The organism is Marinoscillum sp. HNIBRBA16962, from assembly GCF_057801515.1.
On the sequence record NZ_CM173603.1, the window covers coordinates 5,855,796 to 5,877,383 of the forward strand.

Annotated in this window: 20 protein-coding genes; 12 read left to right on the top strand and 8 right to left on the bottom strand. The window is 41.7% G+C overall.

Going from position 1 to position 21,588, the window contains the following annotated elements; all coding sequences use genetic code 11:
- Positions 1 to 61: 61 nt before the first annotated feature.
- Positions 62 to 1,180, top strand: coding sequence for a Gfo/Idh/MocA family protein (locus tag AC3E9V_RS24360; protein WP_488750776.1), 1,119 nt, complete (start codon positions 62 to 64; stop codon positions 1,178 to 1,180).
- Positions 1,181 to 1,226: 46 nt separating this feature from the next.
- Here the strand turns inward: AC3E9V_RS24360 and AC3E9V_RS24365 are convergent, their stop codons facing one another.
- Complete coding sequence (locus AC3E9V_RS24365; RefSeq protein ID WP_488750777.1) at positions 1,227 to 3,707, bottom strand: glycoside hydrolase family 9 protein; 2,481 nt, start codon at positions 3,705 to 3,707, stop codon at positions 1,227 to 1,229.
- A gap of 179 nt (positions 3,708 to 3,886) precedes the next feature.
- On the opposite strand from AC3E9V_RS24365, the gene AC3E9V_RS24370 reads away from it, so the two are divergent.
- Entirely contained in the window at positions 3,887 to 5,356 is a 1,470-nt protein-coding gene (locus AC3E9V_RS24370) for a M28 family peptidase (protein WP_488750778.1), read from the top strand.
- 31 nt (positions 5,357 to 5,387) lie between these two features.
- Here the strand turns inward: AC3E9V_RS24370 and AC3E9V_RS24375 are convergent, their stop codons facing one another.
- The 3 genes from AC3E9V_RS24375 to AC3E9V_RS24385 form a co-directional block, all read right to left on the bottom strand.
- Positions 5,388 to 5,669 carry a GNAT family N-acetyltransferase gene (locus tag AC3E9V_RS24375; protein ID WP_488750779.1) on the bottom strand — a complete coding sequence of 94 codons (282 nt, stop codon included), beginning with the start codon at positions 5,667 to 5,669 and terminating at the stop codon, positions 5,388 to 5,390.
- Between the two features lie 75 nt (positions 5,670 to 5,744).
- Complete coding sequence (locus AC3E9V_RS24380) at positions 5,745 to 6,722, bottom strand: endo alpha-1,4 polygalactosaminidase (protein ID WP_488750780.1); 978 nt, start codon at positions 6,720 to 6,722, stop codon at positions 5,745 to 5,747.
- A gap of 56 nt (positions 6,723 to 6,778) precedes the next feature.
- On the bottom strand, positions 6,779 to 7,120 hold the full coding sequence (locus tag AC3E9V_RS24385; RefSeq protein ID WP_488750781.1) for a YraN family protein: 342 nt from the start codon (positions 7,118 to 7,120) through the stop codon (positions 6,779 to 6,781).
- A 19-nt stretch (positions 7,121 to 7,139) separates the two neighbouring features.
- On the opposite strand from AC3E9V_RS24385, the gene AC3E9V_RS24390 reads away from it, so the two are divergent.
- From AC3E9V_RS24390 to cdd, 10 genes are all read left to right on the top strand, one after another.
- Positions 7,140 to 8,120, top strand: coding sequence for a type I phosphomannose isomerase catalytic subunit (locus tag AC3E9V_RS24390; RefSeq protein ID WP_488750782.1), 981 nt, complete (start codon positions 7,140 to 7,142; stop codon positions 8,118 to 8,120).
- Positions 8,121 to 8,837, top strand: coding sequence for a lipoyl(octanoyl) transferase LipB (gene lipB, locus AC3E9V_RS24395; RefSeq protein WP_488750783.1), 717 nt, complete (start codon positions 8,121 to 8,123; stop codon positions 8,835 to 8,837).
- Positions 8,838 to 8,897: 60 nt separating this feature from the next.
- Entirely contained in the window at positions 8,898 to 10,349 is a 1,452-nt protein-coding gene (locus tag AC3E9V_RS24400; RefSeq protein WP_488750784.1) for an ATP-binding protein, read from the top strand.
- Positions 10,346 to 10,741: a hypothetical protein gene (locus AC3E9V_RS24405; RefSeq protein WP_488750785.1), complete on the top strand. Its 396-nt coding sequence runs from the start codon at positions 10,346 to 10,348 to the stop codon at positions 10,739 to 10,741. The genes AC3E9V_RS24400 and AC3E9V_RS24405 overlap by 4 nt, the downstream gene beginning before the upstream one ends.
- 9 nt (positions 10,742 to 10,750) lie before the next feature.
- The gene (locus AC3E9V_RS24410; RefSeq protein WP_488750786.1) at positions 10,751 to 11,476 is read left to right on the top strand and encodes a 3'-5' exonuclease; all 726 of its coding nucleotides are present in this window, start codon (positions 10,751 to 10,753) and stop codon (positions 11,474 to 11,476) included.
- Between the two features lie 6 nt (positions 11,477 to 11,482).
- Entirely contained in the window at positions 11,483 to 13,648 is a 2,166-nt protein-coding gene (rnr, locus tag AC3E9V_RS24415; protein ID WP_488750787.1) for a ribonuclease R, read from the top strand.
- Positions 13,645 to 14,847, top strand: a complete 1,203-nt coding sequence (locus AC3E9V_RS24420; RefSeq protein WP_488750788.1) for a hypothetical protein — start codon at positions 13,645 to 13,647, stop codon at positions 14,845 to 14,847. The genes rnr and AC3E9V_RS24420 overlap by 4 nt, the downstream gene beginning before the upstream one ends.
- Before the next feature lie 24 nt (positions 14,848 to 14,871).
- The gene (locus AC3E9V_RS24425; RefSeq protein ID WP_488750789.1) at positions 14,872 to 15,852 is read left to right on the top strand and encodes a polyprenyl synthetase family protein; all 981 of its coding nucleotides are present in this window, start codon (positions 14,872 to 14,874) and stop codon (positions 15,850 to 15,852) included.
- A 1-nt stretch (position 15,853) separates the two neighbouring features.
- On the top strand, positions 15,854 to 16,477 hold the full coding sequence (locus AC3E9V_RS24430) for a rhomboid family intramembrane serine protease (protein WP_488750790.1): 624 nt from the start codon (positions 15,854 to 15,856) through the stop codon (positions 16,475 to 16,477).
- A gap of 69 nt (positions 16,478 to 16,546) precedes the next feature.
- Positions 16,547 to 17,020 (top strand): cytidine deaminase, encoded by a 474-nt coding sequence (gene cdd / locus AC3E9V_RS24435; RefSeq protein WP_488750791.1) that lies wholly within the window; start codon positions 16,547 to 16,549, stop codon positions 17,018 to 17,020.
- Between the two features lie 103 nt (positions 17,021 to 17,123).
- On the opposite strand, the gene AC3E9V_RS24440 is transcribed toward cdd, so the two are convergent.
- From AC3E9V_RS24440 to AC3E9V_RS24455, 4 genes are all read right to left on the bottom strand, one after another.
- Positions 17,124 to 18,143 carry a hypothetical protein gene (locus AC3E9V_RS24440; protein ID WP_488750792.1) on the bottom strand — a complete coding sequence of 340 codons (1,020 nt, stop codon included), beginning with the start codon at positions 18,141 to 18,143 and terminating at the stop codon, positions 17,124 to 17,126.
- A 116-nt stretch (positions 18,144 to 18,259) separates the two neighbouring features.
- Positions 18,260 to 19,363 carry a tetratricopeptide repeat protein gene (locus AC3E9V_RS24445; protein ID WP_488750793.1) on the bottom strand — a complete coding sequence of 368 codons (1,104 nt, stop codon included), beginning with the start codon at positions 19,361 to 19,363 and terminating at the stop codon, positions 18,260 to 18,262.
- A 744-nt stretch (positions 19,364 to 20,107) separates the two neighbouring features.
- A complete protein-coding gene (locus tag AC3E9V_RS24450) occupies positions 20,108 to 20,317 on the bottom strand; it encodes a hypothetical protein (RefSeq protein WP_488750794.1) in 210 nt (69 codons plus the stop codon).
- Between the two features lie 140 nt (positions 20,318 to 20,457).
- Positions 20,458 to 21,552, bottom strand: a complete 1,095-nt coding sequence (locus tag AC3E9V_RS24455; protein ID WP_488750795.1) for a PIN domain-containing protein — start codon at positions 21,550 to 21,552, stop codon at positions 20,458 to 20,460.
- Between the last annotated feature and the right edge of the window lie 36 nt (positions 21,553 to 21,588).

Sequence of the window (21,588 nt, forward strand, 5' to 3'; positions counted from 1 at the left end):
ATTAGCGGGAAAATAAGGCTATCTTATGCCTGACTCAAGCCAATCAAATCCAAAACCGATCATGAAAAGAAGGAAATTTTTAGCTGATTCCCTGAAAGCCGCAGGCGGAATTGGAGTTGCCGGTTCTTTACCCTTTTTAAGTTGTTCAAGCCAGAAACCAAAAACCAGGCTGGGCATTGCACTAGTAGGTCTGGGTGGTTATGCCACAGGCCAACTCGGTCCTGCGCTTTTGGAAACTGAGCTATGCTATCTCGCCGGCATAGTTACAGGTACTCCGGAAAAAGCAGATAAATGGTCAGATCAATACAATATTCCTGATAGCAATATCTACAACTATAGCAACTATGATGAGATAGCGGATAATGAAGATATCGATATCATCTATGTGGTCCTCCCCAACTCCATGCATGCAGAGTTCGCCATCAGAGCTGCTCAGGCCGGTAAACATGTGATCTGCGAAAAACCGATGACCACCACTTATGAAAATGCAGTACGAATGGTGGAGGTCTGTAAAAAGGCAGATCGTATGCTCTCTGTAGGCTACAGGCTACATTTTGACCCCTATAATCTGGAAGTTATGCGTCTTGGTCAGAAGGAAGTTTTTGGTCCGGTGCTAGAGACCAATAATGGTTTTGCTTTTCCATTGAGAGATAAGAAACGCTGGCGTCTTGATAAGCAAATGGCCGGTGGTGGACCACTAATGGACGTAGGTATCTATGCTGTTCAAAGCGCGATCTATACACTCGGAGAGCTTCCCACGCATGTTCGAGCTATAGATACCACTATTGATACTGACTTTTATAAAGAAATAGAAGGCTCACTGGAGGCAACGTTCAGATTTAAGTCTGGCGTGAAAAACCTCATCAAAACCAGCTATGAGGAACAGTATGGGTATACCAGGTCGGTAGCTGAGAATGGTAACTGGGAGTTGGAACCCGCATATAGTTATAACGGGCTCAAAGGGAGGACCCATGAAGGACCCATCACTTTTCCTGAAATAAACCAGCAAGCGCTTCAGATGGATGACTTTGCCAGGTGTATTTTAAATAAACAAAAGAGTATCGTCAGCGGCGAAATGGGCCAGCGGGATATGTTTATCCTGGATAAAATTTATGAGTCCATGTACACAAATAATGAAGTCTCTCTCAAAGGGATGCCGGAAATCCTCCACCTGATGTAAAATCGAATGCCCGGCGATCAGTTGTCGGTCCTTTTAGAAAACGGCACTACCTGGATTTGACCAGCTCATTGGCCGCATTGGCCAAGTAAAGATACGAGGAGCCTACAGAGACTACATATTCGTTTTCACCCCAGAGAAACGGCCAGTCTTCCTTGTTTTCAGGAAAATCCGGAGGGAGGATTAACACTCCGGGAACCACACCACCCGCAATGTAAGAATAGTCGGCCCTGTTCGTGCCGTATGCTACCATTTTTGATTTGGTCCCTACGCCGGATACCAGGGATATATCTGATCCGGGATGACATCCATAGATGTAATTAACAGCTTTGAAGACATATTCAGGACCAACGATACCAGGAAAGGCCTTGTGTAGGTCATAAGCTGCCAACCCGAAACCAACCACGGCCCCACTTCCTGCCCAGCCACCGGCGGTCACGGGTACACCGTACGGATTCTGATATTCAAGTGAGTCCATCCAGACCTTATGTTTTTCTGCTCTGACTCTTACTTTACTTACAAATTCTTCATTCATCAGGGGAGCAATTGCTGCAGCCCGGGAAGCATGAAAAAAGAACTTTTGGTCGATGGTCGGCCATAGTTCCTCAATTCTGTCAGCATATTGCTGGTCTTTGGTTGTGACCAGTAACTGGACGGCGGCTTTGAGCTCTTCGTCATCTAAAGCGCCTCCGGTGGTGTTTCCATGCTGGAAAATATCCGGCTCCTTACCATGCTCCTCACTCCAAACCGCAATGGCAGTTTGCAAGCATTCATTTGCGAGATCATCATCATAGCCGTTTAAGGCTCTGCTGGCTGCTGCCAATGCCGCTGCTGACCGGTAGTTTAGGGGCGTGGATCGCGAAGTAAATGCCCACCGGTCATCAAAAGTACCACTCCTGAACCCATCGGTTTTGAAGCTGTCCAATGCTGGAGAATAAATGAGGTTATCAGTTTTGGTTACTCCATCCCCCAGGTGTGTGTACTGGGAAATATGCGAGGCTACAATTCCGGGAATGGCGTGCCCTACAGCCCGGTGCTGGGCCAGGAGCGCGAGCGCACCATGCTCTATCTGTTGTAGCAGATCTGGTTTTCCATCCGGGTAGTGCATGTCCACGTAACCCTGGTTATAGTCTACAAGTGTTTGATCGCGGGCAATTCCAAACTTTTCCCAGGTACTTACCAGGTTTTGGATGACATAGCATTGGGTCTGTGTACGGATGTCATAATCACCTGCGTCGTACCAGCCTCCCACGTTTAGCCCTGGTATATGCTCACCTGGTTTATAGGGTGTGTCGGTGGTTGGCCCCTGGGCGTACAGGTCAAAATGAACGTGGTCTGTGGGTGCTTGCAGAGCATCGTCCATGTGGGATTTGCCATGCCATACCCTGTATGCTTCATTGACCGCCATGTGGTCCATTTGTACCGGGAAAAATATGTCCAACGTGGGCTGCCAGGCTGTAGCATAGACATCTTCCGCTATTCTAAAGGCTTTGGTTTTAGTGTCACCTGTTTTTAGGTAATAAATCCCCGGTTTGTTAACTTCTGTGAAGTCAAAGGTGCTATATCGATAGCGGAGATAGCTTCCCCATGGACTGAGGGGTTCTTTTAATGCCGTATTTTCAAATCCGTCTTTTTCCACCCTTACCAGCTCGATGAGCCTGCTTGATCGGTCAGTCAGATCCAGCTCAACAACCGCTTTTTTGGGCTGATTTGGGTGGTAGCCCTGCTGTGAGTGACCAATGACCGGTTGACGAACCCAGTCAGTAATGGTGTTTGCTTTTATAGTCCAATGCAGGACCTCCCCTGTTTCGTCTGTCGGTAAAAGAGTTCGCACTACATACCAGCCGTTCTGCGCTTTATTCCGACCATCATAAAGCATTAATTGACCTTTTCCAGAGGTTATCGATACTTTCCTTTCAGGATCTTCAGGAGCCAGAACCAGTTCGGAGCCTTTGGCCAGCGGGAGCGGGTTTGTTATTCCGTTTTCGATCTCCATATCACTGCTCGGATATAGGGGGAAGGTTCCTGGTTGGCCATCCATCACGTAACTTTTTTCAAAGTATACAGGCGGCAGAAATTCCATGTTAAAGCCGGCTTTTCCTTTCAGCTCAGCTGGAAGTTCATTCGTCAGAATTACACTGATCTTTATCTTTGATCCATCGGCGACAGCCCGGATGCTGTAGTTAAAATCATAGCCCGGATACCTAAGGAATGCTTCAATAGTTTTGTTCTCATGGTCAACTTTTCGCTCTACAAATTCAGGTATAGGATCCCACTGTTCAGGAGTGGGACTTAATCGCACATCACCATTCGTGGCGGTGCGTACCTCGTGATGGATAAGTTCTACTCCACTCATTTTGGAGTCACTGAAAAGGCCATTGTACCAGTTACTGAAAACAAGAACATTTAAACCCCTGGTCTCGAAATAGTCTTTTTCGTTTAAGACGAGACCCTGATTTGAATCGGTTTGGCATGAAAGAAGGAGTAAGGTACAGGCGAGAAAAACGGTCAAAAAATTTCTGCTCATCATTTTAAATTTCTTAGATCTAAGGAATTAATCAATCGATTGCGTAAACGAAGATATAAAATTTGTCCGCTTTATTTTCCTTATTCCTCTTTATGTTGCCGTTGGTTGAATTTCAGACCAATCATTATTGTGCATCTGTTTATCTTTCATTCTTTGTAATACCCCTAAACTTATTTTGATAAATGAGGACCTTTTTAATAGCGCTCGCATTACTTGTATCCGGATTAGCTTTCGCTCAGAAAGACAAGAAGATCACCGAAAAGACCGTTGATAAATCTTACATCGCAACCCATCTAAAGTTTCTTTCCTCCGATGCTTTAAGAGGTAGAGACACCCCGTCACAGGGATTGGAAGTAGCTGCTGAGTACATAAAAACGCAACTGGAGTTGTATGGTGTAAAAGCTTTTCCCGAATACCCGGATTATTTACAGCCTGTATCTATGAAAAAGATCCGTAAACCCGGTGAAGGACTTATCAGGACGGATACTACTGTCTTTGCCCTGGAAGAAGATTTTTTGCTTCTCAGTGGCGGAAATATTAATTGGTCAGGCGAATATGTGTTTTTACCCAACGCTAATCCGGATGAGCTGGAAAAAGCTGACGTAAATGGCAAGATAGTAGTTGCAGGTATTGGTGATGGAGTAGAACAAAGCCCCAGAGCCTGGTTTCGTATGTCCGGGGAAAAGAGGGCCAGGGTAAAAGAAGCCGGGGGTGTGGCGCTTATAGAGTTGTACAACTCTCAGCAGATTCCCTGGCGATTGTTAGTTCGTTATTTAGGCGGTGAACGGATCACTCTGGATAAGGGGGAAGAAGAGGATGATTTTGTCTCCATATGGATGAACGATATTGATCGAGCTGGCAGTAAGGCCTTTAAAGCTTCAGGTGAGCTGGAGGTCAATTTTAGTGGAGCCGGAGTTGAGCGATTTGAAGTGAGTAATGTTGTAGGCTATGTAGAAGGAACAGATGCTTCTCTGAAAGATGAGTACGTAGCTTACACTGCACATTATGATCATGTGGGGGTAGGCAGACCGGATAGTACAGGCGATGATATTTACAATGGTACCCGTGATAATGCTGTAGGCACAGTGACTGTTTTAGAAGCTGCCAAAAATCTCGCAAAGTACTCCACTAAACGTTCCTCATTGTTTGTGCTTTTTGCAGGTGAAGAGAAAGGTCTTCTGGGTAGCGAATGGTATGTAGAGAATAGCCCTGTAGCACTGAAGGATATTGTATTTTGCTTCAACAGCGATAATGGCGGATACAACGATACTTCCATTGCCACTATCATTGGTTTAGACAGGACTACTGCTCAGGAGCATATAGTGGAGGCACTTGAGACTTTCGGACTTACCGCAAAGGATGACGAGAACTTCAAAGAGCAAAATCTTTTTGATCGGTCTGATAATGTCAATTTTGCACGAGTTGGGATCCCTGCACCTTGTTTCTCAATGGGGGTCACGGCTTTTGATCAGCAGGTATTGAGTACGTACCACCAGCCCTCTGATGAATTTGAAACCATTGATATGGATTATTTATTCAAATTCTATCGAGCTTATGTACTGGCAGGTCGAAAAATTGCAAATAGTAAGGAAGCACCTTTTTGGGTGGAGGGTGATAAGTATTATGATGCAGGGAAGGAGCTTTACAAATAGTATATACCTGAGCGGCGGAAACACCGCTTTTTTATACTGTAACAGGAGTTTCCTCCGGATGCTTTTCAATGTAATCCCTCACAAACGGGCATGAAGGTTTCACTTTGAGCTGTTGTCCTTTTGCAAATTCCAGCCCTTGCTGAACAAGTTGGCTGCCGATACCAAAATTTCTCGAGGGTTCAGGTACTGTGGTAGATGTGAAATCTAAATAGTCATCCCCATAACGGTCGTAATGCAATTCTGCAGTACCCCCTTTCACTTTGGCATAAAATAGCTGGCCTATCATGTCGTGCTTTATATTGATGTTGCTCATTTTCTTTCTTTTAACTTCATGTAAAAGCTCTATTTAGAGCAACGAGCCTGACGGGTGTTTGTTTTGTTAAAATATTTATTCAAAAAACTCGAATGCATCAATAATGTCGAGGTATACACCATCAAACCCTGCCGATAGAATTTTATCCAGATAGGCTTCCTGGCCCCCGTAAATGACAGCCTGCCACTCCGGATCCCAGTACCTGACTTTAAAATTTCCCTCCCAATCCGGATTTTCACGATCCATCCAGTCCGGCCTGGTAGAATTCCATTCTGACTTCCAGTAGTACCGGTAATCTTCTGCTTCTCCAATGGACATGTAGCAGATCACCAGCCGTGAGCCTCCATTAGCTTTACTCTTCAGGGACTCTATTTCCTGTGTGGTGAAGGCTACTCCATCATGAAAGAACAGGTCGATAATGACCAGATCGTAATTGGTGCTTGTGACGGCATTAATAAAGGCAGTTTTGGAGGTAAACTTTTCGGGGTTGATGAGATAGAGAAAATTCTTCGCCTGACTGAGCCGGGTCACTTCATTTGCATTTTCTTCATAGATAGGATCCGGGTACCCGGGGATGTTAACCAGCTCCCGTTCATCCGCTGCAAAGGAGACATATCCTGCTTCCTGATTTTTTTGGTAGGAATTATCCATGTTTGCCGAAGTGGAACAGTAATCTGTGACAAGGATCGTATTTCCGGCATTCTTAGAAACGTTGAGAAGGTCGGTCAGGTATTCGATTTCTTCTGTAGGGCTGGGTACATCATCTTTATCATAGCCGTAAAAGAGGTCTTCCTGGCCATTTCCATCTATTGCCGTTAAGTAATCGCCGCTCTGGTCACTTCCAGGGTCTCCATCTGTTGTTACAAGTTCTATCCCATTTTGGGGGATGATGATAAACCCTGGATCTTCTGCTTTTGCATAGTCACTGATCCCGATCACAAAATTTCGCATTTCCTGCCGGAAATCCGGATCTCCTTCAAACTCAGACTTTTCATTTTCATCTCCCCCACAGGCAAATAATAAAACAGGCAGTATCAGGTAAATTTTTTTCATAGTGTTACTAAATCCTTTGTCAAGTTATACTGAATGATCATAGTGGCTCAAATTTGTCAATAAAACCCATCTTCTATATGGACCAATTCATCTCCTTTGATGGAAATGATGTCAAACCGAATGTCCTTCTGCCAGTTGATGGCGTAGATATAATCTTCCGCTGCGGCTATGATCTTTTGCTGTTGATTTCTGCTTATAAAAGTCTCTGGTTCGCCAAAGGCATTGTTTTTTCGCAGTTTTACTTCAAAGAATACCAAAAGATTATTGTCCAGCAATCCAATTAAATCAATCTCTCCCCGACCATAGCGGTAATTTCTTTCCAGGATCTCAAAACCCTTTTCTTCCAGGTAAGAAACCGCCAAATCTTCACCATATTTGCCCCTGGTTTTTGTATTCACTTAGCAATTTATTTTTACTGTGCAGTTATATCCCTTAAAATTCAAAACGATATTTAAAGATAAGCTCTGGGGAGGAGAAAAGATCAAAACCATTCTTGGTAAGAATTTTTCACCTTTACCTAACTGTGGAGAGACCTGGGAGCTTTCCGGAGTACAGGGTAATATCTCCAATGTGGCCAATGGGCCTTTGTCCGGGATGCTGCTGACCGACCTTATCGAAAAACATGGATCAGCACTATTGGGCAGCAGGATCAAAGAACATTTTGGGACGGAGTTTCCACTCCTGATCAAATTTATAGACGCGGACCAGGACTTGTCTATCCAGGTGCACCCCGATGATGAACTGGCCAGAAAGCGGCACAACTCCTTTGGGAAAACCGAGATGTGGTACATCATGCAGGCCGATGAGGGCTCTTCACTCATCAGTGGATTTAATCAGGACCTGGACAAAGAGATGTATAAGAAGATTTTTGATGAAGGAAAGCTTACGGATATTCTTAACAGGGAGCAGGTACATGCAGGGGATGTATTTTTTCTGCCCGCAGGAAGGGTCCATACCATTGGAAAAGGGCTTTTGCTGGCAGAGATCCAGCAGACCTCAGATGTTACTTACCGGATATACGATTTTGATCGGGTAGACGATCAGGGGAATAAGCGGGAGCTACACGTGGAGGAAGCACTGGATGCGATTGATTATAAAAAATACGATGAGTACAAGACACCTTACCTTGATAAGCTGAATGAGCGCGTAAACCTCGTATCCTGCCCTTATTTTACTACCAACAAGCTGCATTTATCAGAAGGATTTTCAGTGGACCATACCGGGCTTGATTGTTTTAAGGTGTACATCTGCCTGGATGGTGAGCTCCATATTGATTACGGCAGTGGCAGGGAATCGCTGAAAATGGGAGAGGTTATCCTGATCCCGGCCAGCATCGAGAAGTATGATCTTGAAACTTCAGGGGATGTCACGCTGTTGGAGACTTATATTGGTAAATAAGTGTCTGAAAAAAATAAGCAAACAACGTTTATTAACCTGGGGTTAAAAGACTACCAGGAAGCCTGGAACTACCAGGAAGCGGTATTTAAAAAAACCGTAGATCGGAAAATAGAAAACAGAAAGCTGGATCTCTCGCAGCAGATCCCTACGGAAAATTTTCTGATTTTTTGCTCGCATCCCCATGTTTTCACGTTGGGCAAGAGTGGAAAGCCTGAAAATTTGCTACTGGATGAGGCAGGTCTGAAAGCGAGAAGAGCAAGCTTTTACAAGATCAATCGCGGTGGGGATATCACCTATCATGGCCCCGGGCAGATTGTGGGCTACCCGATCCTTGATCTGGACAATTTTTTTACAGATATTCACAAATACCTAAGGCTTCTGGAAGAGGCTGTGATACTGACATTGAAGGACTATGGGATTGAAGCTGGCCGGATACCAGGGCTTACAGGAGTATGGTTAGATGTAGAGGATGAATCTAAAGCCAGAAAAATCTGTGCGCTGGGAGTAAAGTCCAGCCGATGGGTAACGATGCATGGTTTTGCTTTCAATGTAAATGTAGACCTGGATTACTTTAGGTATATCGTGCCTTGTGGAATAGCCGATAAGGCGGTGACTTCCCTCAACAGGGAGCTTGGCTATGATCCGGATATTTCAGAGGTTGAGTACAAGCTGAAATGGCATATTGCGGCACTGTTTGAGATGGAGCTTGTCGATTAAGATCAACATTTTGATCTTAATTAAATTTAATATCTTTGTAAGATCAAAAGATTGATCTTAATGAGTAAGTTAAATCTAGTAAGTAAAGAGCAGGTTCTTGAAAGAATTAAGTTTGATAATCCCTGGTGGGAAACTAGTAAAGTAGATCCGTTCTTTTATAAAATGAAAAGGAGGGCATACTTTGATTTGTTTTATCCCTTAGTCACCAATTGGGACATTAAAAGAGCCGTGGTGCTAATGGGACCAAGAAGGATAGGTAAAACGGTTCTTTTATATCACACAATCCAAAATTTGATTGATCAAGGAGTTGATCCGATGAAAATTTGTTACCTATCCATTGAAACTCCTGTATATACCGGGTTGGGTCTAGAACAACTGTTCAAATATTTTAAGGAAGCAATATCAGATACATCTAATGATAGCTATTATATCTTTTTTGATGAAATACAGTACTTGAAGGAATGGGAAGTTCACCTGAAGTCTATGGTAGACTCTTATCATTCAGTAAAGTTTGTAGCTTCGGGTTCTGCGGCAGCTGCACTAAAACTTAAAAGCAATGAATCCGGAGCAGGACGATTCACAAACTTCTTGCTTCCTCCTCTAACCTTTATGGAATTTTTGGATCTTCAGGATATTGAACTTTTTACTAACAATGCATACGAGGAATTTGATGAAAATTTAAAGTTTAATAAGGTTACTGACATAAAATCTTTAAATACTCAATTTGAGAATTACATAAACTACGGAGGATACCCTGAGGTAATTTTTTCAAAAGACATTCAATCAGACCCTGGCAGATTTATTCGTAGTGATATTGTGGACAAGGTTTTGCTTAGGGATTTGCCCAGTTTATATGGGATTCAGGATATCCAGGAACTGAATTCTTTATTTACTTCTCTGGCTTATAATACAGGAGCAGAAATATCTTTGGATGGATTGGCCCAAAACTCCGGTGTGTCTAAGAATACAATCAAGAAATATTTGACCTATCTGGAAGCAGCCTTCTTGATCAAAATTGTTAAAAGGGTTGATTTCAACGCAAAGAAATTCAAAAGAGCTAACTACTTTAAAGTTTATTTAACAAATCCGTCATTAAGGACCGCATTATTTGGACTTATTACTCCTTCTGACAAGTTATGGGGTAGTCTGGTAGAAACAGCTATTTATTCACAATGGCTCCATTCTGAACGAATGGCACTATATTATGCCAGGTGGAAAGTTGGCGAAATAGATATGGTTCATATGGACACTAAAACAGAAGCACCAGATTGGCTGGTTGAGATTAAATATTCAGATAGGTATCCTGATAAATTGAATGAACTTAAACATGTTTATGAGTTCTATAAAAAACATTTTTCTGATTCGGGAATCCCCCCTTTTGTTACAACTGAATCTTTCGTTGGAGTCAGAAACTATAATGATATAAAATTCGGATTTATACCTTCAAGTATCTACTGTTATACTGTAGGCAAGAATCTCATAAAACGAAAAGCTCTAAGATCCAAAGAATGAAAAAGGATATAGAATTTCCGCAAATCGAAAATGTGTATGTGACCATTGTGAAAGATGAGTCTGAAGATCAGTGGAAGGTTTTCTTACTCAACAGGCATGACAAAAAGCTGGATACGGTCATGGTCACCAGCAAAGGATATGGTGAGAAAAATGGCGAAAAGCAAAAAACCTCTATACTGCGTCACATGATCCCGCATATTGAGCCCGGAGAATATGCGCTTATCGAGCCAATAGATGAGCAGGTGTTTCACCTCAACAATGAGTATTGGGTAAGTTTTTTTATAGATGGCCGGTTGTATGATAAAAAGTACATCTTTGTGCCTGAGACCATTATAGCAGAAAACCTCACTTTCATAGAAGAACTCGATATGGAAGGGGTTTTACACCAATAAATCCACCATATGGATCATCGCCTCAAAGACCTTCTTATTCTGGATATTGAAACCGTAGCCTCCACGGATGACTATTCGAAGCTGAAACCTGCATTAAGGAAGCACTGGGAGCGAAAAGCAGGATTTCTCAGGAATGAGGAGGATCTTACACCGGATGAGTTGTTTGCCGGGCGTGCCGGGATCTATGCCGAGTTTGGGAAAGTGATCTGTGTGGCTTTTGCCATTTTTCATGAGCTGGAAGATGGTAACCTGGCTATACGCACTACCTCTATGGCTGACCATGATGAAAAGGCATTGTTATCAAAAATTAAAACCTTTTTGGAAACAAAATTTGATCCTGATCGATTAAGGTTATGTGCACACAATGGGAAAGAATTTGATTTCCCCTACTTGAGTCGGCGTATGCTTATAAACGGCCTTAAGCTCCCTTATGTGCTGGACAACTCCGGCAAGAAGCCGTGGGAAGTCAACTTTTTGGACACCCTGGAACTTTGGAAATTTGGTGATCGTAAAAATTTTACCTCTCTGGATCTCCTGACAACCATTTTTGATATTCCTTCCAGCAAATCGGATATTGATGGATCCAGGGTAAATGAGGTATATTACACCGATAAAAATGGCCTGGAGCGGATCAGAAAGTACTGCCAGGGTGATGTGATAGCAACGGCTCAGCTATTTCTAAAAATGCACACACTGCCGATTGTTGAAGAAAAAAACATAATGATTGTTACGTAGCTCTATATGAGTAAAAAGAAGAAAAAGAATAAACAGGGAAAATCTCCACATAAATCAACCAATGTAAAACGGATTAAAGATCAGGTAAGAGGCATTTTCGCACACAATTTGGGCGAACGATATAGCTACAGACAACTGATCAAATTGATCGGTCTCCGTGACAAAAAATCAAAAGAGACGCTAAAGGATATCATCTTCGGAATGGAGAGTCAGGGGAAGCTAAAGAAAGCCCCAGACGGGCGGTTTACCAGTGCGATGGAGGCTGAAGTGATTGCCGGTCGGGTAGACCATGTGAACTCACGATTTGCCTATATCATCAGCGAGCAGACTGAGGAAGATGTTTGGGTAAAAACCGATGACCTTAAGTTTGCCATAGATGGGGATCGCGTGGAAATACAGATCACCAAACCTGCCATGGATGGCTTCAGACCGGAAGGCAAGGTCACAAAGATCATTTCCAGGGCACGGGAAGAATTTGTAGGACGGATCGAGATCTCACCAAAATTCTCCTTTGTGGTACCGGACAACCGCAATATCCACTTTGACATTTTTGTCTATCCGGAGAAAATCATGAAGGCCCGCCACAATGATAAGGTGATGGTGAAGGTCACCAGGTGGCATGATGCACGCAACCGGAGCCCGATGGGTGAAGTGACTGCCGTACTGGGGCCCGCCGGAGAAAATGAAGCTGAGATCCATTCCATCATGGCAGAGTTTGGCCTGCCGTTTCAGTTTCCGGATAATATAGAGGAGGCGGCAGCAAAAATTCCAACCGAGATCACTGAGAAAGACCTGGAGAAGCGAAGGGACTTTAGAAATGTGACCACATTTACCGTGGACCCGGAGGATGCAAAGGACTTTGATGATGCGCTTTCCATAGAGCAGCAGGATAATGGTGATTTTGAAATAGGGATACATATTGCAGATGTATCGCACTACGTCACACCCAAAAGCATCCTGGAGAAAGAAGCGCTTACCAGGGCCACGTCTGTTTACCTCGTAGACCGTACCATTCCTATGCTGCCCGAAAAGTTGTCTAACGGCTTATGCTCACTGAGGCCTGAGGAGGATAAGCTCACCTTTTCGGCTGTGTTTATCATGGATAAGAACGGAAAGGTGAAAAAACAGTGGTTTGGCCGTACGATCATCCATTCTAACCGAAGGTTTTCCTATGAGGAAGCCCAGGAACGAATAGAAAGTGGAAAAGGAGACTATGCAGAGGAGTTGCAAACCCTGAACTCCATAGCCAAAGTGCTAAGGGATAAACGCTTCAAACATGGGGCGGTTAACTTTGAAACCACCGAGGTGAAATTTGAGCTGGATGAGAAGGGAAAACCACTTGCAGTAGTGCCCAAGGTAAGAAAGGATGCTCATAAAATGATCGAGGAGTTTATGCTGCTGGCTAACCGCGAGGTAGCAACCTACATCTACAAGTGGGGCCGTGGGGAAGATGGTAAGTACACTTTCGTATACCGAACGCACGATGCGCCTGACCCGGAAAAGCTGGATAGTTTTTCCAAGTTTGCGGCCCGTTTTGGACATAAACTCAGCACGGAGAAGGACATTTCCGCGAGCCTTAACAAGCTCATGGATGAGATAGAAGGAAAACCGGAGCAAAATGTGCTGGAGCAACTGGCGATTCGCTCCATGGCAAAAGCCAAATATACCACAGAGCCAAAAGGTCATTTTGGGCTGGCGTTTGATCATTATACGCATTTCACCTCCCCGATCCGCCGTTATCCGGATGTGATGGTACACAGACTGCTGTGGCATTACCTGGAAGGCGGAAAGCCGGTGGAGGTAGAGCCTGAAGAGAAAAAGTGCGTCCACTCATCAGAACGTGAGAAAAATGCCGCGGATGCTGAGAGGGCTTCTATTAAATACAAGCAGGTTGAGTTTATGGAATCCATGCTGGGGGAGGCATTCGAGGGACTGGTTTCCGGGGTGACAGAGTGGGGCATCTATGTGGAGATCATTGAGACAAAATGTGAAGGAATGGTTCGCCTGTCAGATCTGGACGATGACTACTACGAGTTTGATGAAAAGAATTTCAGAATCATCGGGAAAAGAAATAAACGGATCATCACCCTGGGTGATAAACTGACTGTTCGGGTCGTGAAAACAGATATTGATCGAAGAACAATCGATCTGGACCTAATCCAATTAGATTGATACGAAACATACTTATTCTACTCTTACTACCGGTATCAATCCACCTCAACGCACAGGGAGATTTTAGAAATGGAAAGATTGTAACCAATAAAGGGGATACCTTATACGGCACAATTCAATATCAGATATTTGGTCATGGAGGTGATGATTTGACAATCTGGAATGACGGCAACAAGCAAGTGCTCAATTCATGGAACATCTCAAAGATATATTTCGATAACAATTACACCTTTAAGTATTTTGATGGTGAAAGAAATCGCTATAGGTTATTAATTGAATCAGATTCCTCATCAGTGTTATTTCACAGGGGGGAGCTCTATCTAATGGTAGGTGATACTCTATATCACCTGAACGATAAGAAAAAAACCAGGATTGTTAACGGACGAACCTATCAAACGGAGAATAAGGAATATCTCTTCACTACGAGCAAAGCCTTAAAAGGGTGTGAAAGTGATTTCACTGATCCGATGAAACGCTCCCTTAGCAAAGCCTCGACAACAAAGACATATAGAAATTACATAAAATGTGTGGGAGGAGATGTAGCATATTCAAGCCCAGGAAAATCACTGGGAGTTTTTGCGGAAATTCACCTAAATAGAAACCTGTTAAAAATCGATAATAGAGTGTTGTTCGGGGGAGACAATCTGGATCCTTCTTACTACACCTCATTGGTACTGGGCCTTGATGTTGATCTTATTCAAAAGGATAAACTAAAGTTATATGCGGGTGTAGAGTTTGCCGAAGCCTCCTATCATGGATTTAGTAATCAACCCGAAACTTTCAAAATCAATCCTGATAATCCGGACTATGAAGCAGAAACATGGTTCTCTTATGACATACTTAAGTTTCCTTTAGGTCTTCAATTTATCAATAAAATTAAGGCTTTTCGCTATGGGTTCTCCCTGGGGTACTTTCACTCTGCTATCACCACGAAGGATTTCAGACAACTGGTTACCTTTACTGATCCTAATGATGGTTCGACTTATACAGAAGATTATAGTTCCGAAATATATTTCAATATCAATAAAATCAAGGGTCCGGAAGGAGGGTTGAACATCGGTTATGATTTGGGCAGGTTTTGCGTTGACATGAAAGCGAAGTATTCAAGAGCAAACGTCTATTATAAACATATCAACGCAGATGTAGGGATCAGCCATAATCTTTCCATTGGATTACATACGAGACTTAATATTATGTAGGGAGTATTGCTTCAGCACAACTTAATGGAAAAAGAAGACATCAAATCACTACAGGATCTGATCAGCAGGGAAATTGATCAGTTGCACTTTGGCGACCATCCGAAAGAGCTATACGAGCCTATCTCATATATTCTGTCCCTTGGGGGCAAACGCATGCGTCCACTTTTAGTCTTACTTGGCTACTTATTCAGGAAGTCAGATCCTGAGAAAATCATCCGCCCTGCGTTGGCAGTAGAGGTATTTCATAATTTCACCCTGATGCATGATGACATCATGGATGAAGCGCCATTGCGCAGAGGCAAACCCACCGTTCATGAAAAATGGAACAATACCGTGGCTATTCTCAGTGGTGATACCATGCTGGTAAAAGCATATGACCTGCTTTTGGACCTTGATCCAAAGATCCTGCCTGAAGCCATCGGGTTGTTTAACCAGTGTGCGGTGGAGGTTTGTGAAGGACAGCAAATAGACATGAATTTTGAGTCCAGGACAGACGTGACTGAGGAAGAATACCTGGATATGATACGTCTGAAAACGGCTGTACTGCTTGGGTTCAGCCTGGAGTTTGGTGGTCTGATGGCCGGACTGGACCAGCCTCAGCGTAAGCAGCTTTACGATGTGGGGGTAAACATGGGCATTGGGTTTCAGCTCATGGATGATCTGCTGGATGTGTATGCAGACAAGTCAAAGTTCGGAAAGCAGGTGGGTGGAGATATCGTATCCAATAAAAAAACATTTTTGCTCATCAGAGCCCTGGCGCTGGCTACTGGTCAGACCAGGAAGGAATTGCAAAGCTGGTTGGCGAAGGAGGCGTTTGAGGTAGAGGAGAAAGTACAGGCCGTAACCGCAATCTATGACCAGCTAAACATCAAAGAGTTGACAACTCAGAAAATGAATAGTTATTTTGATGCTTCATTTACACTTTTGGAAGCAATAGACTCTACAGGACCAGGTAAAAGCCTGCTTAAGGATTTTGCCGGTCAGCTAATGAAACGAGAAAAATAAAATGATATCCACTACGGTCTTAATCATAGTTGTTACAGTTGCGGTAAGCTTTTGGGCTTTTAACAATGCAGCGGTATTTCAAAAAACGCTCATGAACCCGTTTATGGTTGTTCACAAGCAGCAGTTCTGGCGGCTGATCACTTCCGGGTTTATTCACGGCAGCTACATTCACCTGGGTTTCAATATGTTCACCTTCTACTTCTTTGGATTGCTTGTAGAGCGGGTTTTTAATCAGCTGGCCGGCCCTTCCGGCACGTTAATTTTTGTGGGGTATTACCTTTCTGCAATAGTGATTTCAGACCTGCCGACGGTTTTTAAAAAGAAGGATAACATCGGATACAATTCCCTTGGAGCTTCTGGGGCGGTTTCGGCGATGGTTTTTACCAGTATCTTATATTTTCCACTTAGAAAAATCTATCTCTTTGGAATAGTAGGAATCCAAGGCTTCATCCTGGGTATCCTATATGTGCTATATTCTTATTTTCAAGGGAAAAATATGAGTGATAACATCAATCACGAGGCACACCTTTACGGAGCTGTTTATGGGCTGGTGTTTGGAATTATCATGTCCCCGCCTTCTGTTATGAATTTTTTCGAGGAGATAGCCAGCTTCAGGTTGTTTTAAGAGGGCCCTAAGTCCAGCGGAAACCTATTCCCATGGATAATCGTATCTACACCTCCATCCTTAAAGAAAATGAGTGAGACTTTTCAGGTACCTTTTGTGAGAAAAACACTTTCTCAGCTTTCTGAAAAAGAGCAACGGCTCGTCGTGGAGGCAGAGAAAGCCATGAAAAAAGCACACGCCCCGTACTCACATTTTACAGTGGGCAGTGCATTGATCCTGCAAAGCGGAAAGATCATAACTGGTAACAACCAGGAAAATGCAGCTTATCCCTCAGGGCTTTGTGCTGAGCGTGTCGCGCTTTTTAAGGCTATGTCAGACAGCAGGGAGCCAATAGATTCCATTGTGGTTTTGGCTAAAAATAAGTCAGGCGCTGCTGCAGATGCGTTTTCATGTGGAAATTGCCGGCAAGTCATGATGGAATATGCTGGAATGCAGGAGAAGCCTATCCAAATACTAATGAGAGATCAGGAGGAGCAATTTATTGTGGTGGGTGATGTACGGCTGTTGCTGCCTTTTAATTTTGACTCGAGGATGCTTAGGTGAATCGGTGGGCGGTAATCGGTGGTCCGTGATCTGTGTGTTGGTAGTCAGTTTGTGAAACCCGGCATTTACCAACTATTGAGAGGTTGTGGGACAGTTACGGTTGTTATGATCTGTCTGTACTTTGAATTTTGTAGAAAAAACCAAATACAATTCCAAGGACCAACAAAATCTGTGCATAAGAGAAGTCTAATAGAATTGATTTTGTATCAAAGAAATAGATAATCAAATACCCTAAAAAAAAGGATTCGAGGGCCAACAGGACATATCCAATTATCCAATATAACACCACTGAATATCTATACACCAGATTTAGTAATAACAGGTTAACGCATACTAAAATTAAGACAGACATATTAGAAATAAGGTCGTACTCATCAATGTATTCCTTATTGATTATTGTAAGCATGATGGTTCCAGAAACCTCTGTTCTGAACATGTCTGGGAGTTTATTACGATATGTAATAGGTGTTAACATCGCATTTTTCTCCCCACTTAAATCAGGCACTTCAGTATCTTTTGGAGTATATTGATTGCCCAGGTTTCCAAAAAGTATAATTTTATTTTTCACGTCATCTCCAGAAATTCTATTAATTAGGAAATCAAAATCCATGATTGGAATTCCCGAATATGTTGATTGATAGTTAATGAGCACATAGCCCTTCCTGCCACGGAGTTCAGCTGTCAGGGCAGGGTTGTATTTATTAATTGCTTGAATCTCAAATGAGTTAATATTAGGGTCAAAATATGCTGCCATATCTGAGTTCACAATGGATGAATTAAGAAAGGAATCTGAGCAAGCTCCAATAATACTTCCTTGACTTTGCCAATCCATTAAGATTGTTTTTTCTTCATCCGTCAATTCTATCCCGCAATAATCAAATACACAGATTGCATTTAAGTCTTTGATTCTTTCGAATTGGCGATTAATGTCCTTAATTGAAACTCCAGATATATTGACTATATGAATCTGATCAGTTGCAGGTCTTGGAACAAGTTCTTCAAAAATACTTTCGGAAACGTCCTTAGGAAAGTTGAAAATAAAAGGATTAATGGAGGTCAGTTGTAGTACAGTTACTAAAATTCCAATTGTGCCAAGTGAGATTAGAAGTTTCTTCTTCATCATTTGCCAAAGAGACTTGATTATAACGTCCAGATAAGCTCATGTTGTGAGCATACCTTTCCGGATTATGCTTCTAAAGTTAACATTTCGCACTGAAAATTGCTCATGGCTCAGTTTGCTCATTGAGTCCATTGGCCTGTTATATGCCTTTTTATTTCAATTTCTGTTTCATTTATCAGGTCACTCAATCCATCTGTTTTAGGGTCGTATTCTTTGGCTTGTTGGAAAAATTTCATTGCCTTGTTAAGGTCACCTTTATCTTTGTAATAAATTCCTAGATTTTTATAAGCATATGAGTTCTCATTGTCAAGATCCATTGATTTTTCTATGTCAGAAAGTCCTTCTTTGACGTTACCTGATTTTATTTTAGATAGTCCACGGTTATTATATGCATATGCAAAATTTGGATTCAATTCAATTGCTTTATTAAAATCCGCAATAGCTTCTTCATATCTTTCGAGGATATTTAAGGTGTAACCTCTATTATTCAAAGCATAAAATGCTGTGGGGTTCAGTTCCAAAGACTTATTGTAGAGTTCTAAAGCCTTTGAGTGTTGCCCCAAGTGAGAATGAGCTAAGGCATAATTGCAATAATCATCAGAATTCAATTCATTTTCTTGCCCGAACTCATCAACTAGGGCTATTGCCCTTTTATAGTTTTCGCCCTTTATGTTCAGTGCTATTCCGATTCGAAGGATGTTAACATCTTGATTCATCGAATAGATTTCTTCAAAAAGAGATATGCCTTCTTCTATTTCATTATTTGTGTAATGTTGGCTTAACTGAGTTATTTCCTTATACACATTTCTATATTCCTTAAGCATTTTTAAGGTTTGGCCATCATTGTAAGTCAACGTGCCATCATGAAGGAATATAGGGTTTTTGTTAGGACTTATATTTTGGAAGAAATCTGGTATAGCTGAAAATAGAAGGAAAATTGATACCATTTTCAAGGCACCATGTAATTCAGGGTTAATTAGAAAATAGATACTTGTGATAGCCACAATTAAAGAGGCTAACGGTCCAGCCAGGGTAAACAAATAACCCTGAATAAATGACATATGGTGAGAATTAGAAGTACATAATCCATGGTTCCACATTAGCGGGTTGTATTTGAAATGGACTTTTAGTCTGCCAATTCTAAAATAAATGCCTTTTTTAGGGTCACCATATGAACCTATATAAATTGATATCCCTCCCTTTAAAAGAATCAGTCCAGCCACAGCATGTCCCATTTCATGTATGAAAACTGTGAAAACTCTCGTAAGAGCTACTAAAAAAATGAGAGTAACAATAATTATCGGGAATTCCATCTGTGAAAGTCTATTGGTAGAGTAGAGCCTTACAGCCCTACTTTCCTATAAATATAGCAAAATAGAACTGTCGGGGACGCCTAGTCAGCCCCCCTCATCAAACTCCCAGAATACCCGAGACAGGCTGTGCATGAAGTTTTCCCTCACACGGCCGAGTAGCGAAGGTCGGGCAACGTTGCTTACCGATGAAGTTCTGGTTTAGGTGTTAGCATATTTCCACATGATTCGGTTTCTGTATTTAGCTAAAATACTCTGACATGAAGTGATGATGTCTACGCAACCCGACTTGATTATTCGAAGTTCAGAGCTGATGTTGGCGTGTTGTGCTTTTTCTATTTAAGTCTCCTATCAGTTTCGGTAAATAATAGTAGTTCAGTCCGTAATGGAAACCCTGAAAATAAACTGCAATTATCAATACTAACGGAAGTAACCATCCTTGTTTCAAGAAATAAATGGGATAAAATAGAAGCGAAATTCCAAGTTCAATCAATATCTTTTTCTTGATGTTCTTTTTAATATCCATTATCTCTGGCGAATCTTCAAATTCCTTTAAATAACTTGAAACTCGATATTGATACCAGCAAGTCTCATAAAGTTCGAAGAGAATTATGAAAACTGTCGTTGAGATTAGGAATTCTTCTGTCTTAACGGTAATCAGAATGTAGGCAACCATAATCGCAAATCTTCCAATTGCTGGAGCGATTTTGCAAGTCGGTGAATGATATTGGTCACCGTTTCAAAGTTTGAATCAGCAGTTTTAAAGGCTTCTAAAATTCTGGATTGTCGGTTATCCCAATAGCTTAAAACTTGAGCATCTGTTGTCAAGTCCTTCAAATCTTTCCATATTTTGTTAAGTCTGTTCATTGTCTGTTTTTGCATGTACACCAACTAACTATTATCCGTAAGCTGGACCGGGTCGCGTAGACTTTTCAAATATCTATAAAAGTATCTCACCGCATCAGCCTTAGCAAATAGCTCCATTAGCTTATGGATGATAATGACTGTTAGACATAGTTGTCGTTGATTTTGACTATCTGCATTGATTTTATTTCCATTTCGTTTGTGGCTACAATGCTAATGTCAAATGTCAAGTATTTTACCAGTTGCCCAAGCATAACATGATCGTTCCAATTATCATCAATAATATATAAACCCTCTTCGTCATCTATACTCCAGTAGTCACTGTGATAAACAAACACTGCTAAATAGACTACCATCTCAAATTTAATATCGATTACAATTTCATCATCTGAAAGTCTTTTGACTGAAATCTCCTGAAACTCAAAATCTTCGTTTATAGAATCAATGGTAGGTTCTTCAAACTCTCGTTTTATTCCCAATTCCTCAGCATCAAATCTCTTACCAATTAAATTGGCGAATAACCAATTGTCGACTTCCTTCTTTAAAGAAAAAGAATCAAATTGATCTGAAATGAGTTTTTTCGTAAGTTGTTGGGAAAATTGGAGTTCTGTCTTCGCTCTTTCGTCAACATACCTACTTAAACCATCATAAAGAATTACTGAATCCTCATCATACCCTTCCTCTTCAAGCTCTTCTTTTAATTGTTCATGGAGTCCGTTCGAATCTGCGAAATCTGACGTGTTCTTAGTGATAAAGATTATCTCTGGTAGAATTAGTTTTTCTTCATCAGTTGTAAGTAGTTCTTTAATTGACTCCCATATCAAGTTGTCTCTATACCCATCCCCATTTTCTTTAAAAGGTTTTGTTTTCTGAATTGCCTTGTTCGCAAGTTTTTCATGTGGAGTTTTTGGGTACTCCAAAATAATGAAGTTGCTATCATCAAGAGTCTTTGTCAAATGCCCTATGTAATCATTGTACAACTTTTGAATGTTCTCATTGGTAACACTAATATCTATACTCTTGTAAGTAAGTCTCCTTAATTTTTCAACTTCATTATTTATTTTGTTCTGACCTGCTTCAAGTCTTTGACGGAATTTGTTTAATACTTCGTCTACAACAATTTTGGGAACGAAAATTTGATCCTTTTTATCAGAAGATGTTTCAATCAGTATTCTGAAATTTGATCCTTGCATCCAAAAATCTGAGACAATAATATTGGTATCAAGGACTATCTTCATTTAGGAAATTATGTCTAGCAAAATCATAACATGACC